The 22201-nt window shown below is 68.0% G+C and carries 23 protein-coding genes; 17 read left to right on the top strand and 6 right to left on the bottom strand.

The window, feature by feature from the left end; genetic code table 11:
• Positions 1 to 79 precede the first annotated feature (79 nt).
• The 13 genes from AB0M22_RS30075 (at position 80) to AB0M22_RS30135 (ending at position 15283) form a co-directional block, all read left to right on the top strand.
• Positions 80 to 1126 (top strand): iron ABC transporter permease, encoded by a 1047-nt coding sequence (locus AB0M22_RS30075; protein WP_364733907.1) that lies wholly within the window; start codon positions 80 to 82, stop codon positions 1124 to 1126.
• Positions 1123 to 2205: an iron chelate uptake ABC transporter family permease subunit gene (locus AB0M22_RS30080; protein WP_364733910.1), complete on the top strand. Its 1083-nt coding sequence runs from the start codon at positions 1123 to 1125 to the stop codon at positions 2203 to 2205. The genes AB0M22_RS30075 and AB0M22_RS30080 overlap by 4 nt, the downstream gene beginning before the upstream one ends.
• Positions 2202 to 3074: an ABC transporter ATP-binding protein gene (locus AB0M22_RS30085; RefSeq protein WP_364733913.1), complete on the top strand. Its 873-nt coding sequence runs from the start codon at positions 2202 to 2204 to the stop codon at positions 3072 to 3074. Before AB0M22_RS30080 ends, AB0M22_RS30085 begins: the two co-directional genes overlap by 4 nt.
• Before the next feature lie 78 nt (positions 3075 to 3152).
• Complete coding sequence (locus tag AB0M22_RS30090) at positions 3153 to 3542, top strand: BlaI/MecI/CopY family transcriptional regulator (protein WP_150401655.1); 390 nt, start codon at positions 3153 to 3155, stop codon at positions 3540 to 3542.
• Positions 3543 to 3582: 40 nt separating this feature from the next.
• On the top strand, positions 3583 to 4521 hold the full coding sequence (locus AB0M22_RS30095) for a M56 family metallopeptidase (RefSeq protein ID WP_150401656.1): 939 nt from the start codon (positions 3583 to 3585) through the stop codon (positions 4519 to 4521).
• A gap of 216 nt (positions 4522 to 4737) precedes the next feature.
• Complete coding sequence (locus AB0M22_RS30100) at positions 4738 to 6381, top strand: DEAD/DEAH box helicase (RefSeq protein ID WP_364734060.1); 1644 nt, start codon at positions 4738 to 4740, stop codon at positions 6379 to 6381.
• 5 nt (positions 6382 to 6386) lie between these two features.
• Positions 6387 to 7232 (top strand): DMT family transporter, encoded by an 846-nt coding sequence (locus AB0M22_RS30105; protein WP_364733918.1) that lies wholly within the window; start codon positions 6387 to 6389, stop codon positions 7230 to 7232.
• A 456-nt stretch (positions 7233 to 7688) separates the two neighbouring features.
• Positions 7689 to 9128 (top strand): GuaB1 family IMP dehydrogenase-related protein, encoded by a 1440-nt coding sequence (locus AB0M22_RS30110; RefSeq protein WP_364733921.1) that lies wholly within the window; start codon positions 7689 to 7691, stop codon positions 9126 to 9128.
• Positions 9129 to 9479: 351 nt separating this feature from the next.
• Positions 9480 to 10886, top strand: coding sequence for a hemolysin family protein (locus AB0M22_RS30115; RefSeq protein WP_364734063.1), 1407 nt, complete (start codon positions 9480 to 9482; stop codon positions 10884 to 10886).
• On the top strand, positions 10879 to 11943 hold the full coding sequence (locus tag AB0M22_RS30120; RefSeq protein ID WP_364733924.1) for a hemolysin family protein: 1065 nt from the start codon (positions 10879 to 10881) through the stop codon (positions 11941 to 11943). The genes AB0M22_RS30115 and AB0M22_RS30120 overlap by 8 nt, the downstream gene beginning before the upstream one ends.
• 16 nt (positions 11944 to 11959) lie before the next feature.
• The gene (locus AB0M22_RS30125; RefSeq protein WP_364733927.1) at positions 11960 to 12871 is read left to right on the top strand and encodes a 3-methyladenine DNA glycosylase; all 912 of its coding nucleotides are present in this window, start codon (positions 11960 to 11962) and stop codon (positions 12869 to 12871) included.
• Positions 12872 to 13052: 181 nt separating this feature from the next.
• Positions 13053 to 14627, top strand: a complete 1575-nt coding sequence (locus AB0M22_RS30130) for a hypothetical protein (RefSeq protein WP_364733930.1) — start codon at positions 13053 to 13055, stop codon at positions 14625 to 14627.
• A 2-nt stretch (positions 14628 to 14629) separates the two neighbouring features.
• Entirely contained in the window at positions 14630 to 15283 is a 654-nt protein-coding gene (locus AB0M22_RS30135; protein WP_364733933.1) for a DUF305 domain-containing protein, read from the top strand.
• Here AB0M22_RS30135 and AB0M22_RS30140 read toward each other — a convergent pair.
• A complete protein-coding gene (locus tag AB0M22_RS30140) occupies positions 15217 to 16035 on the bottom strand; it encodes an NAD(P)H-dependent oxidoreductase (RefSeq protein WP_364733936.1) in 819 nt (272 codons plus the stop codon). The genes AB0M22_RS30135 and AB0M22_RS30140 overlap by 67 nt on opposite strands.
• A gap of 259 nt (positions 16036 to 16294) precedes the next feature.
• Here AB0M22_RS30140 and AB0M22_RS30145 point away from each other — a divergent pair, with 259 nt between their 5' ends.
• A complete protein-coding gene (locus AB0M22_RS30145; RefSeq protein ID WP_364733939.1) occupies positions 16295 to 17053 on the top strand; it encodes an SDR family oxidoreductase in 759 nt (252 codons plus the stop codon).
• Positions 17054 to 17113: 60 nt separating this feature from the next.
• On the opposite strand, the gene AB0M22_RS30150 is transcribed toward AB0M22_RS30145, so the two are convergent.
• The 3 genes from AB0M22_RS30150 to AB0M22_RS30160 all read right to left on the bottom strand — a co-directional run bounded on the left by AB0M22_RS30150 (position 17114) and on the right by AB0M22_RS30160 (position 19428).
• Complete coding sequence (locus AB0M22_RS30150) at positions 17114 to 17626, bottom strand: hypothetical protein (protein WP_364733942.1); 513 nt, start codon at positions 17624 to 17626, stop codon at positions 17114 to 17116.
• Positions 17627 to 18069: 443 nt separating this feature from the next.
• Positions 18070 to 18492 carry a VOC family protein gene (locus tag AB0M22_RS30155; protein ID WP_364733945.1) on the bottom strand — a complete coding sequence of 141 codons (423 nt, stop codon included), beginning with the start codon at positions 18490 to 18492 and terminating at the stop codon, positions 18070 to 18072.
• 117 nt (positions 18493 to 18609) lie between these two features.
• Positions 18610 to 19428 (bottom strand): MBL fold metallo-hydrolase, encoded by an 819-nt coding sequence (locus AB0M22_RS30160; protein ID WP_364733948.1) that lies wholly within the window; start codon positions 19426 to 19428, stop codon positions 18610 to 18612.
• A 109-nt stretch (positions 19429 to 19537) separates the two neighbouring features.
• Here AB0M22_RS30160 and AB0M22_RS30165 point away from each other — a divergent pair, with 109 nt between their 5' ends.
• The 3 genes from AB0M22_RS30165 to AB0M22_RS30175 all read left to right on the top strand — a co-directional run bounded on the left by AB0M22_RS30165 (position 19538) and on the right by AB0M22_RS30175 (position 21114).
• Entirely contained in the window at positions 19538 to 20146 is a 609-nt protein-coding gene (locus tag AB0M22_RS30165) for an XRE family transcriptional regulator (RefSeq protein WP_364733951.1), read from the top strand.
• A gap of 77 nt (positions 20147 to 20223) precedes the next feature.
• A complete protein-coding gene (locus AB0M22_RS30170; protein WP_364734066.1) occupies positions 20224 to 20697 on the top strand; it encodes a GNAT family N-acetyltransferase in 474 nt (157 codons plus the stop codon).
• 27 nt (positions 20698 to 20724) lie between these two features.
• On the top strand, positions 20725 to 21114 hold the full coding sequence (locus AB0M22_RS30175) for a VOC family protein (RefSeq protein WP_364733954.1): 390 nt from the start codon (positions 20725 to 20727) through the stop codon (positions 21112 to 21114).
• A 3-nt stretch (positions 21115 to 21117) separates the two neighbouring features.
• On the opposite strand, the gene AB0M22_RS30180 is transcribed toward AB0M22_RS30175, so the two are convergent.
• Both AB0M22_RS30180 and AB0M22_RS30185 read right to left on the bottom strand, forming a co-directional pair.
• Entirely contained in the window at positions 21118 to 21303 is a 186-nt protein-coding gene (locus AB0M22_RS30180) for a hypothetical protein (protein WP_364733957.1), read from the bottom strand.
• A gap of 409 nt (positions 21304 to 21712) precedes the next feature.
• Positions 21713 to 22144: an anti-sigma factor antagonist gene (locus AB0M22_RS30185; RefSeq protein WP_364733960.1), complete on the bottom strand. Its 432-nt coding sequence runs from the start codon at positions 22142 to 22144 to the stop codon at positions 21713 to 21715.
• Positions 22145 to 22201 lie beyond the last annotated feature (57 nt).

The raw sequence follows: 22201 nt of genomic DNA on the forward strand, positions 1-22201 counted from the left end.
GTGCGTACCGCAAGATAGGTTAGGCTTACCAGACCAACCGGTTCTCTGCTACAACGAATCTCAGGAGTAGTTCGTCACCGTGACCATGCTCGGCAACCTACGGCGGCGACGTCTGTCCGGCCTTTTCCTGCTGGCCGTCCTGCTGCTGCTCACCGTCGTCGCGAGTGTGGCGATCGGGACCAGGTCGCTGTCGCCGGGCACCGTCTACGACGCCGTGCACAACGCGCTCGCCTGCCAGGGCGGGCCGTTCAACTGCCCGGCCGGTTCCACCGCCGAGGAGATCGTACGTGGACTCCGGCTGCCGCGCACGGCGCTGGCGCTGGTCACCGGGCTCGCGCTCGGCATCGCCGGCGCGCTGATCCAGGGCTACACGCGCAACCCGCTCGCCGACGCCGGACTGCTCGGCTTGAACGCGGGCGCGGCCTTCCTCGCGGCGCTGAGCATGTATCTGTTCGCGTTCACCACGCCGGAGCAGTACATCTGGTTCGCCTTCGCCGGGGCGCTGATCGCGGGCATCGTGGTGTTCAGCGCGTCGGCCGTCGGCGGCGGCAAGGCGAGTCCGCTGAGCCTGGTGCTGGCCGGCGCGGCAGTCTCCGCATTTTTGCAGGCGATGACGAATGCCATTGTGCTGCTGGATCCCGCGGCGCTGGACACCTACCGATTCTGGGTGGTCGGCACGGTCGCCGGCCGCGATGTGACGGTGTTCTGGCAGGTACTGCCATTCCTGACGCTCGGCGTGCTGCTCGCGGTGATCGCCTCGCCCGGTTTGAATCTGCTGAGCCTCGGGGATGATGTCGCGCGCGGGCTCGGGGTCAATATCGGGCGCAGTCGCGCGCTCGGGCTGGCGTCGATCGTGCTGCTGTCCGGCGCGGCGACCGCGGCGGTCGGGCCGATCGCGTTCCTCGGATTGGTAGTGCCGCACGTCGCGCGGTTCATCACCGGACCGGACTATCGCTGGCTGGTCCCCTATTCCGGGTTGATCGGCGCGATCTTGCTGATGCTCGCCGATATCCTCGGACGGGTCGTGGCCAGGCCCGGCGAATTGCAGGTCGGGGTGATGCTGGCGGTGATCGGCGCGCCGTTCTTCATCGCGTTCGTGCGGCGACGGAAGTTGGTGAGCCTGTGACCGCGTTGCTGAAGACCGAGGGTGTGCGACCGGCGCTGCGGGTCGGTCCGGTGTCGGTGGTGCTGCGTCCGGTGATGGTGTTCATCGTCGTTGCACTGGCCGCATTGTTGCTGCTGCTGTTCTGTCTGGACATCGCCACCGGCGAATCGCACATCCCGCTGGGCCGGGTGATCGACGTATTGACCGGCGGCGGAACCAGATCCCAGCGATTCATCGTGCTCGACTCCCGGCTGCCGCGCGCGCTCACCGCGGTGGTCGTCGGCGCGGCGCTCGGACTTGCGGGCGCGATCACCCAGTCCATCCTGCACAACCCGTTGGCCGCGCCGGACATGCTCGGCATCACCTCCGGCGCCAGCCTCGGCGCGGTCGTGGTGGTCGTCGGCGGCGGCGGAACCGGAATGCTGGCGACCTTCGGCGCGCCATTGGCGGCGCTCGCGGGCGGGCTCCTCACCGCCGCGGCGATCTATCTGCTGGCTTGGGGACGCAGCCCGACCGGCGATCGCGGCGTCACCGGACTGCGCCTGGTCCTGATCGGGGTCGGCCTGAACGCGGTGCTGATCGCCGGCATCAGCTGGCTGCTCACCCGTGCAACCTTGCAGGACGCGCAACGAGCGCAGTTGTGGCTCAGCGGATCACTGAACAACGCCGATCGATCCGGTTTGCTCCCCGCGGCATTCGCGCTGGCCGTGGTCGTGGTCGTGGCACTCGGCTCGGCCCGCACCCTGGCCGCGCTGCGGCTGGGCGCCGACACCACCCGCTCGCTCGGCGTGAAAATCCAGACCCAGCAGGCGATCCTGATCGGCTCGGCGGTGATCGGCGCCTCGGTGGCGACCGCGGCGGTCGGCCCGGTGAGCTTCGTCGCGCTGGCCGCGCCGCAGATCGCCCGGCGGCTGCTGCGCACCCCCGGTGAACCCCTCATCGGTTCGGCCCTCGTCGGCGCCATCCTGGTGGTCGGCGCGGATATCGCGTCGCGCACGATCTTCCCGGTGGACCTGCCGGTGGGCATCGTGACCGCGGCGTTCGGCGGACCGTTCCTGCTCTATCTGCTCGTGCGAATGAATCGGAAGGCGACGCTGTGACGACCACGGACACCGCGACCAACGCGGCGCCGGAGCCCGGCCGGCTCGCCGCCGACGACGTCACGCTCGCCTATGGCGACCGGGTGATCATCGACGGACTCACCCTCGACATCGCGCCCGGCGTGATCACCACGGTGATCGGCCCGAACGGCTGCGGCAAGTCCACCCTGCTGCGTTCGCTCGGCCGGCTGCTGCGTCCGCAGCAGGGCCGAGTGTTGTTGGATGGCAAGGCCATTTCGACCATGAAGACCAAGGACGTGGCCCAGGTGATCGGCATGCTGCCGCAGGCGCCGGTCGCGCCGGAGGGACTCACCGTCGCCGATCTGGTGGCGCGCGGGCGGCATCCGCATCAGTCCTGGTTCCGCCAGTGGTCGGCCGCCGACGAGGATGAGGTGATGTCCGCGCTCGCCCAGACCGGCATCGCCGACCTGGCCGACCGCGCGCTCGACGAACTCTCCGGCGGTCAACGCCAGCGCGCCTGGATCTCCATGGCCCTGGCCCAGGGCACCGACATCCTGCTGCTCGACGAGCCGACCACCTATCTCGACCTCGCGCATGCCGTCGACGTGCTCGACCTGGTCGACCGGCTGCACGCCGAACTCGGACGCACCGTGGTGATGGTGCTGCACGACCTCAATCTGGCCATCCGCTACAGCGACGAACTGATCGTCATGCGCGACGGACGGATCGTCGCGCAGGGCCGTCCCGCCGACATCATCACCGTCGAGTTGCTGCGCGAGGTTTTCGACCTCGACGCCTCGGTTCTGGAGGATCCGGTCTCCGGCAGGCCGATGGTGGTGCCGATCGGAACACGGCACGTCATGGGCAAGGCAGGCGGGCCCGTCATGCCCGAATCCGCGCCGCTATGACAAATGACACACCAGCTATTCCATAGTTACGACACCCTGTAGTACGCATGCGCGTCGTTGAGTCCGTAAAATTGTGGGATGGCAGGACTTGGTGAACTCGAGAAAGCGGTCATGGACCAGTTGTGGTCGACCGATGAACCGCAGACAGTCCGGCAGGTGCACGAGGCATTGGCCGCACGCCGCGAGCTCGCGTACACCACGGTGATGACGGTGCTGCAACGACTCGCGAAGAAGAATCTCGTGGTCCAGCAGCGCGACGACCGCGCTCATCGCTACGCGCCGGTGCACACCCGGGATGAATTGGTCGCCAGCCTCATGGTGGACGCACTGCAACAGGCCGACGCCGCGGGCAGCCGCGCCGCCGCGCTGGTGCACTTCGTGGAACAGGTCGGCAAGGATGAGGCTGACGCCTTGCGGGAGGCACTCGCTAAGCTCGAAGCAACCGAGGACACGCCGCCCCCGCAGTAGACTCCTCGCGACCTTGCCCCCAACGCAGTGAGCTGAGTCGATGAACGCAACCGCGCCGGTATTCGCCGGACTCGCATTGCTTCTCGCGGGGCCTGCCCCGGCCCTGCTCAGCCGGGCGACCTGGACTTACCGGACGCCCCGCGCCGCGCTCGTGCTCTGGCAGGCCATCGCGCTGGCCGCCGTGCTCAGCGCGTTCGGGTCCGGGTTGGCCATCGCCGCCGAGCTGCTGGTGCCGGGTCCCGACGGTCGGCCGACCACCCAGCCCACGCGCGAGATCGACGCGCTCGGGTTGCCGCTGTGGTTGGCCTACGTCTTCGTGTTCGCGTTGACGCTGCTGGTCGGTGCGCGGCTCTGCTACGCCATCGTGCGGGTCGGCGTGCACACGCGGCGGCGCCGGGCGCGGCATCGGATGCTGGTCGACCTGCTCGATCAGAGCGGTCCGCGCCGGCGCGCCTCGGACATCCGGGTGCTCGCCGCGACCGAGCCGATCGCCTACTGCCTACCCGGCCTGCGCCAGCGCGTGGTGATCAGCGAGGGCACGCTGACCAACCTCGACGACGCCGAGATCACCGCGATCGTCAGCCACGAACGCTCGCACCTGCGAGCCCGGCACGACCTTGTGCTGGAAGCGTTTACCGCTGTGCACGAAGCGTTTCCACGATTCGTCCGGAGCAAGGCCGCGCTCGGTTCGGTGAAACTGCTCATCGAATTGCTCGCCGACGACTCCGCGGTCAAGGTGACCGGCCCGAAGCCGCTGGCCCGCGCCCTCGTCGCCTGCTCGAAATCCACCGCGCCGCAGGGTGCGCTCGCCGCGGGCGGGCCGACCACCCTGATTCGCATCCAGCGCCTGACCGGGCGGATCGGCGACGTCCGGGTCGCCAGCGCCGCCTACCTCGGTTCGGCCGCCATTCTCGTCGTGCCGACCATGGCCGTCGCGGTGCCCTGGCTCGTCGAGCTGGGCCGACTCTTCCGCAGCTAGACAGTCGTAGGACGTATCCTGAACACTTGGCCTGCTACCCGGCCGGCCTCCTCGCCTTTTCGCGCCGCACCCTGATTCCGTCGCGGCGCGCGGCGCACCGAGCCGGTCGCCGAACCACCGAACAGCGCGCTCACCAGCCCGAGCGCGTCGTCTTACGAAAGGCACACACCACCCGTGACCCCCTCGACGCCTGTCGCCGCTGCGCCCGTGACCTTCATGGACCTGGGCCTGCCCGCCGTGCTCGTGCAAGCACTGCGCAACGACGGCATCGAGGCACCGTTCCCGATCCAGGCCGCGACCATTCCGGATGTGCTGGCGGGCAAGGATGTGCTCGGCCGCGGACCGACGGGTTCCGGCAAGACGCTGGCCTTCGGGCTGCCCATGCTCACCCGGCTGGCCACCGGGTCGACCAAGCCGGGCCGCCCGCGTGGTCTGGTGCTGGTGCCGACCCGCGAGCTGGCCGCGCAGATCGAACGCGCACTGGACGCGCCCGCGCTCGCGGTCGGCCTGCGGGTCGCGTCCGTGGTCGGCGGCGCGCCGATCCGGCGACAGGCCGAGCGGCTCGCGCGCGGTGTCGACCTGCTGATCGCCACGCCGGGACGACTCGCCGACCTGATCGCCCAGGGTTCCGCCGGGCTCGGCGACGTGCAGATCACCGCGCTGGACGAGGCCGATCACATGGCCGACATGGGCTTCCTGCCGCAGGTCACCAAGCTGCTCGATCAGACGCCGAAAGACGGTCAGCGCCTGCTGTTCTCGGCCACGCTGGACGGCGAGGTGGACAAGCTGGTCAAGCGCTACCTGCGCTCCCCCGTCACCCATTCCACCGCGCCCGCGTCCGCGTCGGTCACCACGATGACCCACCACCTGCTCTTCGTGCGCGACAAGCTGGCCAAGCGGGCCGTCGCCGCCGAGATCGCCGCGCGAGACGGGCTGACCATCATGTTCGTGCGCACCAAACACGGGGCCGATCGGCTGGCGAAGCAGTTGCGCGGGGCCGGCATCGCGACCGGCGCGCTGCACGGCGGCAAGGCGCAGAACAACCGGACGCGCACGTTGGCGGCGTTCGCCGACGGTTCGATTCCGGTGCTGGTGACCACCGATGTCGCGGCACGCGGCATTCACGTCGACAACATTTCCCTTGTGGTGCACGTCGATCCGCCGGCGGAGTCCAAGGCGTATCTGCATCGGGCCGGGCGGACCGCGCGGGCCGGTGAGGACGGGGTGGTCGTCACGCTGGTGATGGACGAGGAGCGGCGCGAGGTCGAGGCGATGACCCGCAAGGCGGGCGTCGAGATCGTCGGCGTCGAGGTGCAGCCCGGGGATCGGCGGTTGATCGAGATCACCGGCGCGCGGCAGCCGTCGGGGATTCCGGTGGCCGCGCCCGCGCCGCCGAAGCAGCCTGTGGCGGAAGGCACTTCGAAGGCGGGGACCGGTCGGCGGCGTGGTGGTTCGGGGCGGCGGTCGACGGAGACTCGCGGTGGCGGTGCGCCCGTGCGGGCGGAGGCCTCGGCGAGTGAACGCCGGAAAGACGGGTCCATCAAAGGCTCCTCGCGGGACACGGGCTCGTCGAAGTCCGCCACGAGCGGGCGCGGTTCCGGCGCGGGGTCCGGCGGCGCACGCGGGGCAGGTTCGGGAAGCGGCAGCACCGGAGCCGGGACACGCGGGGCAGGTGCGGCGAACAGCGGCACCGGGGGCGGAACACGCGGTACGGGTGTGACGAAGGTCGGGCCATCGGGTGCCGCACGCGGATCCGGCCGCTCGGGCGGCGCGACCAGCGGCGACACGCCCGGGAATGCACGGCGACGCGCCGTGCGCCCGGAGCACGCGCCGGGGACCCGCAATCGTGGGGCAAACTGACGGTCGTGTCCAACCATCCCGTGGGCGCGATCGTCTGCGCACTGGTGGCGGCGCTGTTCTTCGCGGTGGCGGCGGTCGCGCAGCAGCGCGCGGCAGCGGCCGTCCCCGAGGATGACTCGCTCGTTCGCGCACTGCTGCGCAACCCACGCTGGTGGGCCGGAATCGTCGGCGATATCGGCGGATACGCGATGCAGGTCGCCGCGCTCGCGTTGGGCGCGGTACTGCTGGTGCAGCCAATCCTGGTGAGTGCGTTGGTCTTCGCCCTACCGCTCGCGGCCAGACTCAACGGCCGCCGGATCACCGCCCGCACCTGGGCAACCGCGCTGGCACTCGTCGCAGCGCTGGTCTGTTTCCTCGTCGTCGGCAATCCCTCCGAGGGTAATACCAATGCGCCCCTGGATGATTGGCTGCTTCCGCTGATCATCCTGGTCGCCCTCATCGCCGCGGCCACGATCGTCGGCGGCAGCAGCGCCGACCCCGGCCGGCGTGCCCTACTCCTCGGCGCCGCAAGCGGTTCCCTCTACGGCTTGGCCGCCGCGCTGACCTCCTACGTCACCTCGTTGTTCGAACACGGCCTCGGCGAAGTACTCGGCAGCTGGCAGACCTGGGCCCTCGTCGCCGCCGGTATCACTGGTGTCTACCTGCAACAGCGTGCGTTCCAAGCCGGACCGCTCTCGGCTTCACTACCGGCCGTCACCATCGCCGAACCCCTCGCCGCCGCCTTCATCGGCGTCACCGTTCTCGACGAACGCTTCCGCACCAACACCTTCGGCCTCGTTATCACCGCCCTGGCAGTGATCGTCATGTGCGCCACCACAATCCGCCTCTCCCGCGCCCAAGCCGCCACCTGACCCAACCGCCGCGCCCTCCCCGCCCGACAATGCAGACCGCGCCAAGCGGACACGAGCGCCAACGGACGCGGGCCGCGCGGTCACTTACCTTGGCGCGCAAGACATTGCCGGCCGGCCGCTCAGGCGAATCGTATGCATGCGAGTCGCTTCGTCGCCGACACGCCGAATCGCCGGCGAGGGAACTGCCCCAGCCACCCGCTCGCGCACCGGTTCGCTCCCGCCGCGATTATTTGCCTGGCGCGGACACTATTGCCGGCGGGTCTGCGCGCCACAGGCGAATTCATGCGTGCCACGCGACCGGGTTCGCTGCGGGCACGCCGGACATCGGGGGCGGCAGTGGTCCGCCCAACCGGCCCGTCATCGCAGCCAACGCAGGCCCCACCCACTGTGAACTTCGTCTCCGCCGAGTGCTGGAGAATTGCGCGCTACCGCCCGGACTTGGTTATCATCGGTTAAGTGCAGTTTCTCCCTGGCCATCAGCCGCCGTATGACCTGACCTACGACGACCTCTTCCTCGTCCCGAATCGGACGGAAGTCGCCTCGCGGTTCGACGTCGACCTCTCCACCGTCGACGGGTCCGGCACCACCATTCCCATCGTCGTGGCCAACATGACCGCGGTCGCGGGTCGCCGGATGGCCGAGACGGTCGCCCGGCGCGGCGGCATCGTGGTCCTCCCGCAGGATCTGCCGATCAGCGCGGCCGCCGACACCATCGCGTTCGTCAAGAGCCGCTCGCTCACCGCCGACACCCCGGTCATCCTCGGCCCGGAGCATTCGGTGTCCGAGGCCGTCGCCCTGATGCACAAACGCGCCCACGGCGCGGTCGTCGTGGTGGACGAGACCGGCCGTCCGATCGGCGTGGTCACCGAGGCCTCGTGCACCGACGTCGACCGGTTCGCCCGGCTGCGTGACGTCGCGATCACCGATTTCGTGCAGGCCCCGGCCAGCACCTCCCCGCGCGACATCTTCGAATTGCTGGAGACCAAGCGCGCCCAGCTCGCGGTGCTCACCGCCGAGGACGGCACCCTGGCCGGCGTGATGACCCGCACCGGCTCGGTCCGCGCCGGGATCTACCAGCCCGCCGTCGACGCCCGCAACCAGTTGCGCGTCGCCGCCGCGGTCGGCATCAACGGTGACGTGGTCGCCAAGGCCAAGGCTCTCGTCGACGCCGGCGCCGACGTCCTGGTCATGGACACCGCGCACGGCCACCAGGCCAAGATGCTCGAATCCCTCAGCGCCGTCCGCGATCTCGGCCTCGGCGTGCCGCTGGTCGCGGGCAACGTGGTGTCCGCGCAGGGCACTCGCGACCTGGCCGCCGCGGGCGCCGACATCATCAAGGTCGGCGTCGGACCCGGCGCCATGTGCACCACCCGGATGATGACCGGCGTCGGCCGCCCGCAGTTCTCCGCGGTCGCCGAGTGCGCCGCCGCGGCCAAGGAGCTCGGCGTGCACATCTGGGCCGACGGCGGCGTGCGGCACCCCCGCGACGTGGCCCTCGCGCTGGCCGCGGGCGCGTCCAACGTGATGATCGGCTCCTGGTTCGCCGGCACCTACGAATCCCCCGGTGACCTGCGCACCGACCGCGACGGCAACGCCTACAAGGAAAGCTTCGGCATGGCCTCCAAGCGCGCCGTCGCCGCCCGCACCGCCACCGACAGCGCCTTCGACCGGGCCCGCAAGGCCCTGTTCGAGGAGGGCATCTCCAGCTCGCGCATGCGCCTGGACCCCGAGCGCCCCGGCGTGGAAGACCTCATCGACCACATCTGCTCCGGCGTGCGCAGCGCGTGCACCTACGCGGGCGCGCGCAGCCTGGCCGAGTTGCACGACAAGGCCGTGCTCGGCGTGCAGTCGGCGGCCGGTTTCGCCGAGGGCCGCCCGCTGCCCAGCGGTTGGTGAGCTGTAACCAGTTGCCGCACTTGTGAGTTCGCGGCCGCCCGGTCTATTGATCGAGCGGCCGCCGCTCGCGTCGGTACGTCGGCCGCCGAGACCGGCGTGATCGGGTTCCGACACGCCCGCGACGGCACGACCACCGGCCAACGCCACCCGGCGCATGGGCCGGTAACATAGTGGTTGCCGGTCTTCCGGCCCAACATCTTCGGCTTGCGAAAGGATCCAGTTGTCACCCGCGTCCGAGGGCGCAGCACAGGAGGGCTCCTCTACCGAGCCGGGTGACAAACCCGGCGTCCTCCTTCCCCCAGCCCCACATCCCACCGGCCAGTTCCCCATACCGTTCGGCGGGTGCTGACGATGTCCGTCACGCTCACGGTCCTCAGCCTGCTGGGATTCATCGCTCTCACGGCAGGCACTGCCCTCTTCGTCGCCGCCGAATTCTCGCTCACCGCGCTGGAACGCAGCACCGTCGAAGCGCACGCGCGCGACGGTGACGTTCGCGCCAGGATGGTGCGGCAGGCTCATCGGACGCTGTCGTTCCAGCTGTCCGGCGCCCAGCTCGGCATCACCATCACCACGCTGATCACCGGTTACATCGCCGAGCCCGTGCTGGCCCGGCTGCTGGACCCGCTGTTCAGCGGCATCGGACTGAGCGAGGGCGCGGCGCACGGCATCTCGCTCGCGCTCGCCCTGGTCCTGGCCACCTCGCTGTCGATGATCTACGGCGAATTGGTGCCGAAGAACATCGCCATCGCCAAGCCGCTGGCCACCGCGCGCACCACGGCACCCCCGATGGTCGCGTTCTCGGTCATCTTCAAGTGGTTGATCCACTTCCTCAACAACACCGCCAACTGGGTCGTTCGCCGGCTCGGCGTCGAACCGGCCGAGGAGCTGCGTTCCGCGCGGTCCCCGCAGGAACTCGGGTCGCTGGTCCGCACGTCCGCCCTGCGCGGCGCGCTCGACCAGCGCACCGCCCTGGTGATCGACCGCTCGCTGCAATTCGGTGAGCGCAGCGCCGAGGAACTGATGACCCCGCGGGTGAAGATCGAGGCGCTGGACAAGCTCGACACCATCGCCGACCTCATCGACGCGGCCCGCCGCACCGGCTACTCCCGGTTCCCGGTGATCGACGGCGACCTGGACAACACCCTCGGCGTCGTGCACATCAAACAGGCGTTCACCCACCCCGCGAACGTGCGCCGCACGATTCCGTTGCAGATGCTGGCCCACCCGGTCCCGATCGTGCCGGCCAGCCTGGACGGCGACGAGGTGCTGGAACGGATCCGTGCCGACGGCATGCAGGTCGCGCTGGTCGTCGACGAATACGGCGGCACCGCGGGCATCGTCACCATGGAGGACATCATCGAGGAGATCCTCGGCGACGTCCGCGACGAGCACGACGAGGAAGAACTCGACGTGCGCCGGGTCTCCGACGGCTGGGACTGCTCCGGCCTGCTGCGCATCGACGAGGTCTCCCGCGCCACCGGATACGACGCCCCCGAGGGCGAATACGAGACGCTCGGCGGACTCGTGCTCACCCGGCTCGGCCGCATCCCGGTGGCCGGCGACGAGGTCGTGCTGCCGAATCCGCGCTCGCAGCAATGGTCTTCGAACGAACAACCGACCACCGGCGGCTGGATCGCCCGGGTGGAACGCATGGACGGACGCCGCATCGACCGGGTTCGCCTGATTCCGGTCGCCCCGGACGACCTCGCGTTCCGCCAGCTGCAAGCCGAACCGGAGCAGGAGCACAGCCATGGGTGACCTCTTCGGCGTGCTGCTCACCGTGGTGTTGCTGCTCAGCAACGCGTTCTTCGTCGCCGCCGAATTCGCGCTGATCTCGGCCCGCCGCGACCGCCTCGAAGCGCTCGCCGCACAGGGAAAGCGCAACGCCGACCTGGTGATTCGCGCGGGCGAGAACCTGTCGATGATGCTGGCCGCCGCGCAGCTCGGCATCACCATCTGCTCGATCCTGCTCGGCCGGGTCGCCGAACCCGCGGTGGCGCACCTGCTGGAGGGGCCGTTCGATCTGCTCGGCATGCCCGAACAGCTGTTGCACCCCATCGCTTTCGCGATCGCCCTGGCCATCGTGGTGATCTTGCACATCCTGTTCGGCGAGATGATCCCGAAGAACATCGCCCTGGCCGGCCCGGAACGCAGTGCGCTGCTGCTGGTTCCGGTGCACCTCATGTGGTTGCGCCTGGCCCGCCCGCTCATCGCGATCTACAACCTCGCGGCGAACCTCACCCTGCGGTTGCTGCGGATCGAGCCGAAGGACGAGTTGCAGGCGACCGTCTCCTCGGTGGAACTCGCGGAGATGATCGGCGAGTCGCGCTCGGAAGGGCTGCTCGACGAAGAGGAGCACCGCAGGCTGACCCAGGCATTGGGCACCAGCGACCGCGTGGTGGCCGATGTGATGGTGACGCTGGAGACCACGCGGACAGTTCCGTTGCGCGGCAACGGAACCACGCTCGGCGATATCGAAACCGCCGTTGCCGAAACCGGTTTCTCGCGTTATCCGGTGCAGGCGAGCGACGGGTCGCTGGTCGGGTACATGCACGTCAAGGATGTGCTCGACAAGGTCGCCGACGAGAGCGCCGGGCCGGGAACGCCTATCCCGCGCACCGACATTCGCCCGTTGCCGACGGTCAGCATGCACACGCCGCTGTACGAGGCGCTCGCGCGGCTGCGGCGTACCAACAGCCACCTGGGGCGAGTCGTGGATACCCGCGGCAACACCACGGGGATTGTGGCGTTGGAGGATCTCGTGGAAGAGTTCGTCGGCACCGTCCGCGACGGGACGCACCGGATCATCGAATGAACGTCGGCTTGATCGAATGAGTACGCAGTCGACGGTCGCGGTATTGAGCGAAGAGCAGTGGCGGGCACGGGCGGCCGAGCATCTCGTGCGAGTGGATCACCTGGTCGGGCCGTATGTCGAACGGCGAGCGGCGGGCTCGTCGCATCCGGTGATCGATTTCCTGTTCACCTACTACGGGCACAAGCCTGCCCAGTTGCGGCGCTGGCATCCCGGGTTCGGCATCGGGATGGCCGGCGCGCGCGAATACGACGGGGCCCGCGGGTACCACCGGATCACCGATCCGGTGGCAGCCCAAGCGCATTACACGGCGGACCCGGCCTACCTCGCACGCCGCCGCGACACCGTCGAGTTCGTGGCGAACCTGTTGCGCGCCACCGCGTCCCGGCCCGCGCAGCTGTCCTGCTTCGGGCTGCACGAATGGGCGATGGTGTATCGCACCGATGACGTTCGGCATCAACAGGTTCCGCTGCGTCTGGGCCGGGCCGGCACCGACGCGGTGGTCGAGTCGATGTCGCTGCGCTGCACCCATTTCGACGCGTTCCGCTTCTTCACCCCCGACGCGGTCGGCCGCAACGCCGAGCCGCTGACCCGCGCCGATCAGGTCGCCCGGGAACAGCCCGGCTGCCTGCACGCCAACATGGACCTCTACAAGTGGAGCTTCAAGCTGGTTCCGCTGATCCCCTCGGCGCTCATCCTGGACTGCTTCGAACTGGCCTGCGCCGCACGCGAACTCGACATGCGCGCCAGTCCGTACGATCTGTCTGAGTACGGGTACGAACCGGTGCGGATCGAAACGCCTTCCGGGCGCGCGGAATACGTCCGCTCCCAGTCCGCGCTGGCCGCGCGTTCGGCGGAGTTACGCCGGATTCTGCTCGACGCCTGCGATGAGCTGCTGGCCTACGACGTGCCGCAACTGCCCACCGGCTGACCTCGCCTGGTCGACCGTAGATCTTCCACGTGCACTGCCACTGAACTGCCGACTTCGTCGGATTTCGGCAAAACCCTTCACATAAGTTAACGGCTGTTACTACCATGCAGTCAGTTCCCTAAGCTGTCCCAGTCAGCAAAGGGATGACAGGTCAACTAATGATGAAGGTTGGGACCCGACGATGCGCTCACTGACGAGCTTGCGCCGTTTCAAACCACTGGCCCTGGTCACGGTGGGTCTCGCCGCCGTGCTGATGCTGCCGAGCAGCGCATCGGCCGATCTACAGTCCGACCTCCAGAACGCCGTGCAGGAATTCCTCGACGTCGGCCGCACCTCGGTCCCGCGGGCCGACTGCGGACCCGGCTCGATGCCGGAGAACGGCATGCAGGGCGACGTCACCGCCGCCGACCGAGACAGTGGCCGCAGCACCCAGGGTTACCGCTGCAACATGTCGTTCGTCGGCGGGTTCGCCGGCCGCGGCGCGGGCATCACCTCGACCAGCTTCGAGCACTGCTCTTACATGGGCTCCTTCTTCCCCGGCGACGTGATCAGCGAGGGCCGCGGCGTCCAGGTGCTGGATGTGTCGGACCCGGCGAACCCGCGCCCGACCGCCACCCTCACCGAACCCGCCATGCTCGCGGGCACCTGGGAGAGCCTGAAGGTCAACACCGCGCGCAAGCTGCTGGTCGGCACCGGCGTTCCGGTCGGCACCGGCGTCGGCTACCTGTCGGTCTACGACATCTCCGACTGCGCGCATCCACGCCTGCTCAATCCCGGCCCCGGCACGAATATGCTGATGCCGCTGCCGATTACGACGCACGAGGGCGGTTTCTCCCCCGACGGCAACACTTACTGGGCCTCGGGGATCGCGCCCGGCTTCGTCAGCGCCGTCGATCTCACCGATCCGACCAACCCGCACGTCGTCTGGCAGGGGCTGACCGGCATCGAGGCGCACGGGTTCGGCGTGAGCGCGGATGGCAACCGCATGTACCTGTCCGCCCTCGGCGGATTCACCGTGCTCGACATCAGCGCGGTGCAGCGCCGCGACCCGAATCCGCAGGTGCTGCACATCGGCCGCGTCTTCTGGACCGACGGCTGGGCCACCCAGCACAGCATCCCGGTCACCTACGACGGCAAGCCCTACCTCTACACCGTCGACGAAGGTGGTTCCGGCGGAGTCAAACTCATCGATATCGCCGATGACACCAACCCGAAGGTCGCGGCGAAGATCAAGCTGGAGATCAACCTGCCGCAGAACATCGACAGCAATATCGGTTCGTCCATGGGCGGTTCGGCGTTCGCCTACGAATCGCACTACTGCACCGCCGACCGCAGGGACAACCCGACGGCGCTGGCGTGTGGCTGGATCTCTTCCGGCATACGGGTTTTCGATGTGCGCGACCCGCGCAACATCCTTGAGATCGCCTACTACAACCCGCCCGCCCGGACCGGTCAGAATCTGAGCCTGTGGAATTCGCCGCACGCGCTCGCGTCAATCATCGGTGTGCCGTTGATGAGCGCGCCGCTGGCGATTCGCTCGGTACTCGAAGGGCAGTTCAATCCGTTGGACGCGCTCACCCCGCGCACCGGCCGGCTGGCCTTCGGCGACGTCTCCACCGACTGGTGCTTGTCGCCGCCGGAATGGCGTGGCTCGCAGCTGTATGTCACCTGCTCGGACAACGGATTCATGGTGTTGCAGCTCGACAACGACGTGTATTCGCCGCCGGCGGATCAAGAGTCGATCGTCGGGTCCTAGCGATGCCACGGTGGTTCCGCGGCGGCGCGCTCGTCTCGCTCGGTTTCGTTCTGCTGGTGCTGGGCGCGGCGCTGCGCCCGCTCGTCCTGCCGGAAAGCCACACGGCTGCACCGATTCTCAACGCGGTGGAGATCGGGTTCGTGCAGGATATGACCGCCCATCATCAGCAGGCGCTGATCATGGTGCAGCGGCTCGACCGCAACGTCGACTCCGGGGTGTTGCTGCTGGCGCAGCAGCTCGAGGACACGCAGCGGCTCGAGATCGGCACGATGCTCGGGTGGCTGCGCCTGGCCAACGCCTCACCGGTGCCCACGCATCCGATGGCGTGGATGCACACCGGTGAGGCTGTGCCACATGAGCATTCGGTCGCGCAACCGGATCAGAAGAAGGCGACCGACACCTTGATGCCGGGGATGGCGACGATGGCGGAGCTGGATGCCCTCGCCGCCGCCCGCGGTCGTGATGCCGAGATTCTGTTCTTACAGCTCATGTTTCGGCACCATCAAGGTGGGGTCGCGATGGCGCAGGAGGCCGATCGACTCTTGCCGTCCGGGCCAGTCAAGGAGACCGCGCGTTCGATGATTCACGCTCAGGGGCAAGAGGCGGGATTCATGGGCGTTCTACTCGCCCAGCGTGGCGCGGCACCGCTGCCTTGAGCGACGTGCAGCCCGAAACCGTTGGCTCCCGGTGATTCTCGGCCGTCCTCCAGACGCAGGCGTCGGTCGTAGTCACCACCGCCCTGCGGTCGATACCGGATCGGTTCGAGTTTCTCCAGGTCCGAGATGCGCGCCCGCAGATCGTCGGCGATGTCGTCGAAGCGGTCCGAGTCGACGCGAATCGTCCCGTGTACCAAGAACGGTGGCAGCACGTCCATGCCCGGGTAGTACAGAATCCCGTGCTGGATCGGGAACAGCAGGTCCTCGACCGGTCCGTTGATTCCGCGATCGGAATACGAGGGTTCCTTGCCGCCGATCGACACCACCAGCATGGCCCGCCGCCCCGCCAATACGCCCGCGCCGTACCGCGGGATAGCCGTGCCACCCGCGCCGTAGGCGAAACCGCAGGTGAGAACCCGATCCACCCAACCCTTCAGGATCGCGGGCATGCTGAACCACCACAGCGGAAAGTGCAGCAGCACAGTGTCGGCCCACAGGAGTTTCTCCTGTTCGGCGCGGATATCCGGACTCAGCGTCCCGGCCCGATAGGCCTCGCCGGAGGCCAACATGAAATTGGCCTCCTCGACCGCGCCGAAGTCGTCGGCATCTGCCTGCTCCTTCCACCCCATCGCATACAGATCACTGATCCGGACCTCGTGGCCGTCCGCCCGTAACTGTTGCACCGCAACGTCTTTCAGCGCCCCGGTGAGTGAGTCGGGCTTCGGGTGCGCGTACACGACAAGTACGTTCATTCCAGCTTTCGTCACACGTCCTGGCAACACGTCATCGACCAGCGGAATTCCGACCCGCTCCCGACCAGGCGATTCGCCGGCCCACGCTGCCTGTCGCGATCAGCGAGGTTGCCACCGCTCGCGTCCGTTGACCACGATCGTCAACGAAAGCCCCGCGACCAGGGGTTGTCCGCCGCCCGGAATGCGCGGCATTTACCTCGTGTTGCCGACAACGCGAGGTCGGCACGGATCGCCGGCCGACAAACAGGGAGGCAGGGCATTGTCCGAAAAGACGTTCGCGGAGCAGCACATCGTCGTCACCGGCGGGGGCACCGGAATCGGCCGGGCGGCGGCGCTGGCGTTCGCCGAACAGGGCGCGGCCAGCGTAACCATCACCGGCCGCCGCCCCGAGCCACTCGATGAGGTCGCCGCCTTGCACCCGGCGGTGATCCCGCTGGTCGCCGACGTCGCCACCGAGGCAGGCACCGACGCCATCGCCGCGGCCGTCCAAGCGCGCGGCGGCACTCTCGACGTCCTCGTCCACAATGCCGGCGTCTTCGGCACCACCCCCCTCGACGACCTCGACCCCGCCGACGTCCGCCACCAATTCGAAGTCAACGTCTTCGGCCCGATCCTGTTGACCGCCAAGCTACTTCCCCATCTCCGCTCCCCCGGCGGCAACATCGTCGTCGTCTCCAGCATCTCCGCCCGCCTGGCCAACCCCCAACAATCCGTCTACGGCGCCAGCAAAGCCGCCATCGACAGCTTCATCCGCAGCGCCGCAGTAGAACTGGGCCCCAAGGGAATCCGCGTAAACGGCGTAGCCCCCGGCAACGTCCAAACCCCCATCCTCGCCACCGGCGGCATCTCCCCCCAAACCATAAACGAATGGCGCACCGGCTACGCCGCCAAAGCCCCCACCGGCCGCATAGGCCAGGTCTCCGACGTAACCCCCTGGATAACCCGCCTGGCCGAACCCACCAGCTCCTGGATAACCGGCGAAATCATCGTCGTCGACGGCGGCATGCTGGTCGCATAGGACAGGTCGGCCGTTACCTCGGGGGTGACGGCCGACCTGTCGGTTGAGTGGCGCTGTTGCTCAGGACTCTTCGGTGAATCGGTACCAATTGCCGTGGAACGTCGAGTATCCGATTCCGGAGGTCGGGGTGCCGATGTAGGGCGGGGCGGCGTCGGGGAAGTAGGCGAAGCCGCGGGACGAATTCGACTCTCCGCCTTCGGTATAGAACAGGCAGCCGCCGTCGCGGCGGGTGACGTAGGTGATGGTGTAGATGCCGAGGCGGGTGCGGTGGCCGGGGTTGACGCAGTCGGCGGCCTGGTTTTGCATGATGTTGCGGGACAGTTTCCAGCCGGTGGTCTCGGGGATGTTCTGCCAGACGAGGGCGCAGAAGACGCCGATGACGACGAGTCCGATGAGGCTGTAGAAGAAGGAGTGGTAGCGGAACAGGCCGAGTAGTCCGAAGAGCAGCGCGACTACGCCGAGTATCCCGATCGCCACCCAGAGAATGACCTGGATCGGGAAGGTGCCTTCAGCGGCCAACTGCCAGAACAGGACTAGGCAGCACAGCACGATCAGGGCGGTCACCAGCCCCATCCAGAGAACGAACCATCCAGGCGTGCGGCGCGTCGTGCCAGCGGTTTTCACGGTGCTCAACATACGGGGGACATACCCCGATGGACAGCGAAAACCCCTAACCCGACGGCAATCACGAACCTGACCGCGAAAACACGAACGCCCTGGCCATGAGACCAGGGCGTTCGCCGGCTAACTGTTCATCGCGACATTACAGCGGCGGGAACCCGGAGGACCCGGTGGCCATCCAATTCCAGAACATCGCCGCACGATTGGCGAGCAACGCGACAACGTCGAGGACAACGCTTCCCATAAATCTTCCTCACATCCGACAATCTCCAGTGCAGCGCCCAGGGTAGTCGATCACCGGCGCGTCGCCCCCGGCGCGGACGACAAACCCCCTGGACCACGGTCGCCGGTCCGGGGAATTCCCTGCCGCTCAGGGCATTACAGTCGGCGCACGATCAATGCCGCTGGGAAGTGATGTTGAACATCCAACTGATCCCGAACCGGTCCACGAGCGAGCCCGCCTCGTCGCCCCACACCTGCGCTTCGAGGGGCAGCGTCACGGTGCCGCCGACCGCGAGCTTCGCGAAGTAGCCGCGGAGTTCGTCGTCCTCGCCGCCGACGAAGACCGCCACGTTGTTACCCGGCCGATAGGGCGGCTGGTCCGGCCGGTCGTCCGGGAAGTCCCAGCCCATCAGCGTGTAGCCGGCCTGCGTGTCGAGCTGCGCGTGCATGACCTGATCCGCGTTGGGCGAATCCGGTGCGCCGAAGTCCGCGACCGTCGCGACCGCCAGCTCGCCGCCGAAGACCTCCTGATAGAACTCCATCGCGCTGCGCGCGTTGCCGTTGAACACGATGCACGGATTGACTCCAGAACTCACTCGACGCTCCTTGGTGGCGTGACCGATCGGGCCGTCCGATGGTCGCCGAGCCAGCCTGTCAAGTAATCACGACACCTCCTGTCGTGATTACCTGCGCGTTCTCGGGTGGAGCCGCGATCAGCCGATCGTTGGGGCGAGGTATTCCAACGCGTACCCATCGCCGGAAGCGGTCACCCGGGCGATGCCGGGTGAGTCGAGGTGGGCGCCGGCCACGAAGTGATCAGGCTTGGTCAATTGTTCGAGGAGGACCCCTCGCGCGGCGCGGGCCTGGGACTGGTCGCCGTCGAACTCCCAGGTCACGTTCGGCCGATCGAATTGGAGCGTGGGCACGTGCACGGTGTCGCCCCAAGCGAGCAGGTGGCCTGTACTGCTGCGGATGCCGTACACGGTGTGACCGGGCGTGTGGCCCGGGGTCGGGATCGCGGTGGCCCAGTCGTTGATCGCGACCTGCTCCGACACGGGAACGACCCGCTCGCGGAGCGGCTCGAGCCGGCCCGTGAACACCGAGAGGTCGCCCGCGCCGATCCACACCCGCTCGAGTTCGGGGAAAGCCTCCGCCCCGTCCGGCATGACCAGGCCGCTCACGTGGTCTTCGTGCCGGTGGGTGATGGCCACATCGGTGATCTCCGCGCGGTCGACGCCCGCTTCATCGAGTGCGTCGTAGATCAATCCCATCGTCGGGTCGTGCCAGACGTCGGACGCGCCGGTATCGATGAGCACCGACCGCGCGCCGTCGGTGACGTAGAAGGCGTTGACCGCCAGCCGCAAGTTGTCGCCGGCCAGCGGCACGGCCGGCGGCAGCTCACCGAACGCGCACCCGTCCTCGTCGCGGAGCCGGGTCGGCGGCATGTCGATGTACCCGTCGCGCAGCGAGATCACCCGCAGATCGCCGAATTCGAACGTGGCATGGTGCCGGCCACTCGAGATCAATTGCATGGAACCTCCATCGTGTCGGCGCAGATCGCGCCTCTCCGATAGGAGAGTGTATCTTCTTTAGAAGAAGACACACTATGCACAGCGAAGGTCCCGGCGATCGAGGAGCAAGGTGGTCGAGCAAGACGGAAACGCGGCCGAACCATCGCACGGTGACGACCTGGCCGGCGCGTTCGGCGGCAACGTGCGCCGCCGGCGCGAGGAGGCGGGCCTGACCCTGGAGCAGCTGTCCATCCAGTCGTCGGTCAGCCGGGCGATGCTCTCCAAAGTCGAACGCGGCGAGAAGAGCCCGACGATCGGCGTCGCATCCAAGATCGCGCACGCGCTCGACGCATCGCTCTCCGACCTGATCGGCGGGCCGACCGCCGCCACCCCCGGCGTCGCCGTAGCCATGCGCAAACACGAACGCCCCATTTTCCGCGACCCGGAAACCGGCTTCGAACGGCACATAGTGTCCGCGGCCCCCGGCGCAGGCGGCGCCGAAATGATCGTCCACCACCTCCCCGCCCAGATCTCCACCGGACTCCTCCCCGCCTACCCGCCCGGCACCGAAAAACAACTCGTAGTCCTCGAAGGCACCCTCACCGTCGCCATCGGCGGCATCATCGAAACCCTCGACACCGGCGACTCCCTCTTCATCCAAGCCGACGCCGACCACGGCTTCGCCAACCGAACCAACGCCCCCTGCGAATACATCATGGTCATCACCCGCAGAACCTGAACGGCTGTACCGATGAGGCCCGAATCAGCCAGTGCCGCATGGCTTCCGATCCACCACCGGCTCAGCTGTGGGGCAGGATGGTCAGCGTGGTAGAAATCGACCTGCTGACCGAATCCGACCGCGCCGGTTGGGAAGTGCTGGCACGGGGCAAAGACCACTACTTCGCGGTCGAACGAAGCGACACCGACTACGAACGTGCCTGGCGACGACTGCTCGACGACGAACAGATACGCGGAATCGCCGCCCGCCTCGACGGCAAGATGGTCGCTATCGCGCACTACCTCTTCCACGCCAGTATCTGGTACTCACGAAAATGCTATTTGGCGGACTTGTACGTAGACGCGGAAGTCCGGCGGCGCGGTGTGGCGACGGCCGTGATCCAGTGGGTGGCACGGGACGCCGAGGAAAGCGGCTTCCCCGGCCTCTACTGGAATACCTTGGAAGACGCCCCGGCTCGCGCTCTTTACGACAACGTGGGCAAGTTTCAACAGGGACTCATTCACTACACGTACCGGCGCGACGCCCACAGTCCCAGCGTGAAAGCACACTGATACCGCGAACCTGGTTAACATGCGAAGATGCTGGACAACGCGCGGATCGAAGCTCGTATCCCTACTCAGGATCTCGGGCGTGCCCGCCGCTGGTACGCCGAGAAGCTCGGCCTCGAACCGGCGGAGGAGCGTGACGGCGGACTGCGATATGAGGGGGCGACGGGGGTCTTCTGCCTGTTCACCTCGGCCGGCGCGTCGGATGGATCGTTCACGCAACTCGGCTTCTATGTCGACGATATCGAGGCGACGGTCGCCGAATTACGTGCTCGCGGAGTGGTGTTCGAAGAGTACGACGGTGCGGTGAACGGGATCATGGACATCGAGGGCAATTACCCGAGCAAAGGGCGCGGGGAACGAGCCGCCTGGTTCCGCGACAGCGAAGGCAACATGCTCGGCGTCGCCGAAATAGTGCGCTGAGCATCAGGTTCCGGCATTCCAGCCGGCCAGGATCTGCCTTGTCCGCAGGGTCAGGGTCAGGTCGTCGGCGAGACCGTATGCCGCGGCACTGCGCGCCGCGGCCGCTGCGTACATCGCGGCGGCCGCCGCGGGGCGGTCCAGGTGTCTCCTGCGACCATCGGCGCGACGGACCGCTGATGGCCTCGGCATATTGCCCCGTAGACCGACACAGGTACGCGGCCGGTATATCCAGTTGATGCGCTCCCTCCGGCTCGTCGGTTTGCCGGAACAGGCGGAACACCTGCTCCGCCACCGGCTCACACGCCACGGTGGCGGCGTCGCGACGCCCAGCACCTAGATGCACGAGCCGATGAACGCCTCATGCCCGCTTCCCCTGCACCCCTTGCCAGTTCGCATCTCGCGCAGCACGACCTCGGCTCATCACGCGCAAACACGTTGCTGCCCTGCACCTGCCGCGCCGAGCCGAGGCGCGCCGGAGGCTCACACCATTACGGTTGGCGCACAAGATAACTGGAGTATTTGATCAGGCGTATCCGCGCGGACATCGGAAGCTCGGCCGCGGCGAGATCACCGTGTTCGCGCTGACCCGCGTTTCGTTCTAACCGCTCGCTTCGACGGAGCCGGTGACCTCGTCAACGGCCGCGCGCCCCCCGCGCAGGGCAACGCACGCCTGCGTGACGGTGGCGCACACGCTCAGCAGGCCGGTCAGGCCGGTTACCTGCATCGGGCGCAGGGTGGCCGAATTGTTCGCCACGACGACCAAACGGTTTCCGCGCGAAGCGGATTGAGCGGCAGCCGCCATCACAGCCAGACCGGCCGAAGCCAGGAAGGAGACCGCCGACAGGTCTACGACGACGCCGAGGGCCGCGTCGTCGGCGGCCATCACGTCGGTGATCGCCGCGTCCAACGCCGGAGCGGTCAGCACATCGATCTCGCCGCCGACCCGCAGAACGTTCGCACCGTCGTGCACACCGGCCTCGATCGAGCACCGAGTCCCGGCCGGACGGTGCGCTTGCTCGGCTGTCGGCATGGGATCACAATCGGTCACGGACCCGAGTTTACATTGTATCCTCGCCGCGGCCGGTCA

It is taken from the genome of Nocardia sp. NPDC051756 (assembly GCF_040681495.1).
Lineage (GTDB): Bacteria > Actinomycetota > Actinomycetes > Mycobacteriales > Mycobacteriaceae > Nocardia.

Coding starts and splice junctions, on each gene's coding strand:
- AB0M22_RS30160 (WP_364733948.1), bottom strand. CDS start 19,428: ATGCAATTGATCTCGAGTGGCCGGCACCATGCCACGTTCGAATTCGGC.
- AB0M22_RS30150 (WP_364733942.1), bottom strand. CDS start 17,626: ATGGGGCTGGTGACCGCCCTGATCGTGCTGTGCTGCCTAGTCCTGTTC.
- AB0M22_RS30140 (WP_364733936.1), bottom strand. CDS start 16,035: ATGAACGTACTTGTCGTGTACGCGCACCCGAAGCCCGACTCACTCACC.
- AB0M22_RS30135 (WP_364733933.1), top strand. CDS start 14,630: ATGCCACGGTGGTTCCGCGGCGGCGCGCTCGTCTCGCTCGGTTTCGTT.
- AB0M22_RS30115 (WP_364734063.1), top strand. CDS start 9,480: ATGTCCGTCACGCTCACGGTCCTCAGCCTGCTGGGATTCATCGCTCTC.
- AB0M22_RS30125 (WP_364733927.1), top strand. CDS start 11,960: ATGAGTACGCAGTCGACGGTCGCGGTATTGAGCGAAGAGCAGTGGCGG.
- AB0M22_RS30185 (WP_364733960.1), bottom strand. CDS start 22,144: ATGCCGACAGCCGAGCAAGCGCACCGTCCGGCCGGGACTCGGTGCTCG.
- AB0M22_RS30175 (WP_364733954.1), top strand. CDS start 20,725: ATGCTGGACAACGCGCGGATCGAAGCTCGTATCCCTACTCAGGATCTC.
- AB0M22_RS30100 (WP_364734060.1), top strand. CDS start 4,738: ATGGACCTGGGCCTGCCCGCCGTGCTCGTGCAAGCACTGCGCAACGAC.
- AB0M22_RS30130 (WP_364733930.1), top strand. CDS start 13,053: ATGCGCTCACTGACGAGCTTGCGCCGTTTCAAACCACTGGCCCTGGTC.
- AB0M22_RS30180 (WP_364733957.1), bottom strand. CDS start 21,303: ATGCCGAGGCCATCAGCGGTCCGTCGCGCCGATGGTCGCAGGAGACAC.
- AB0M22_RS30090 (WP_150401655.1), top strand. CDS start 3,153: ATGGCAGGACTTGGTGAACTCGAGAAAGCGGTCATGGACCAGTTGTGG.
- AB0M22_RS30170 (WP_364734066.1), top strand. CDS start 20,224: ATGGTCAGCGTGGTAGAAATCGACCTGCTGACCGAATCCGACCGCGCC.
- AB0M22_RS30120 (WP_364733924.1), top strand. CDS start 10,879: ATGGGTGACCTCTTCGGCGTGCTGCTCACCGTGGTGTTGCTGCTCAGC.
- AB0M22_RS30095 (WP_150401656.1), top strand. CDS start 3,583: ATGAACGCAACCGCGCCGGTATTCGCCGGACTCGCATTGCTTCTCGCG.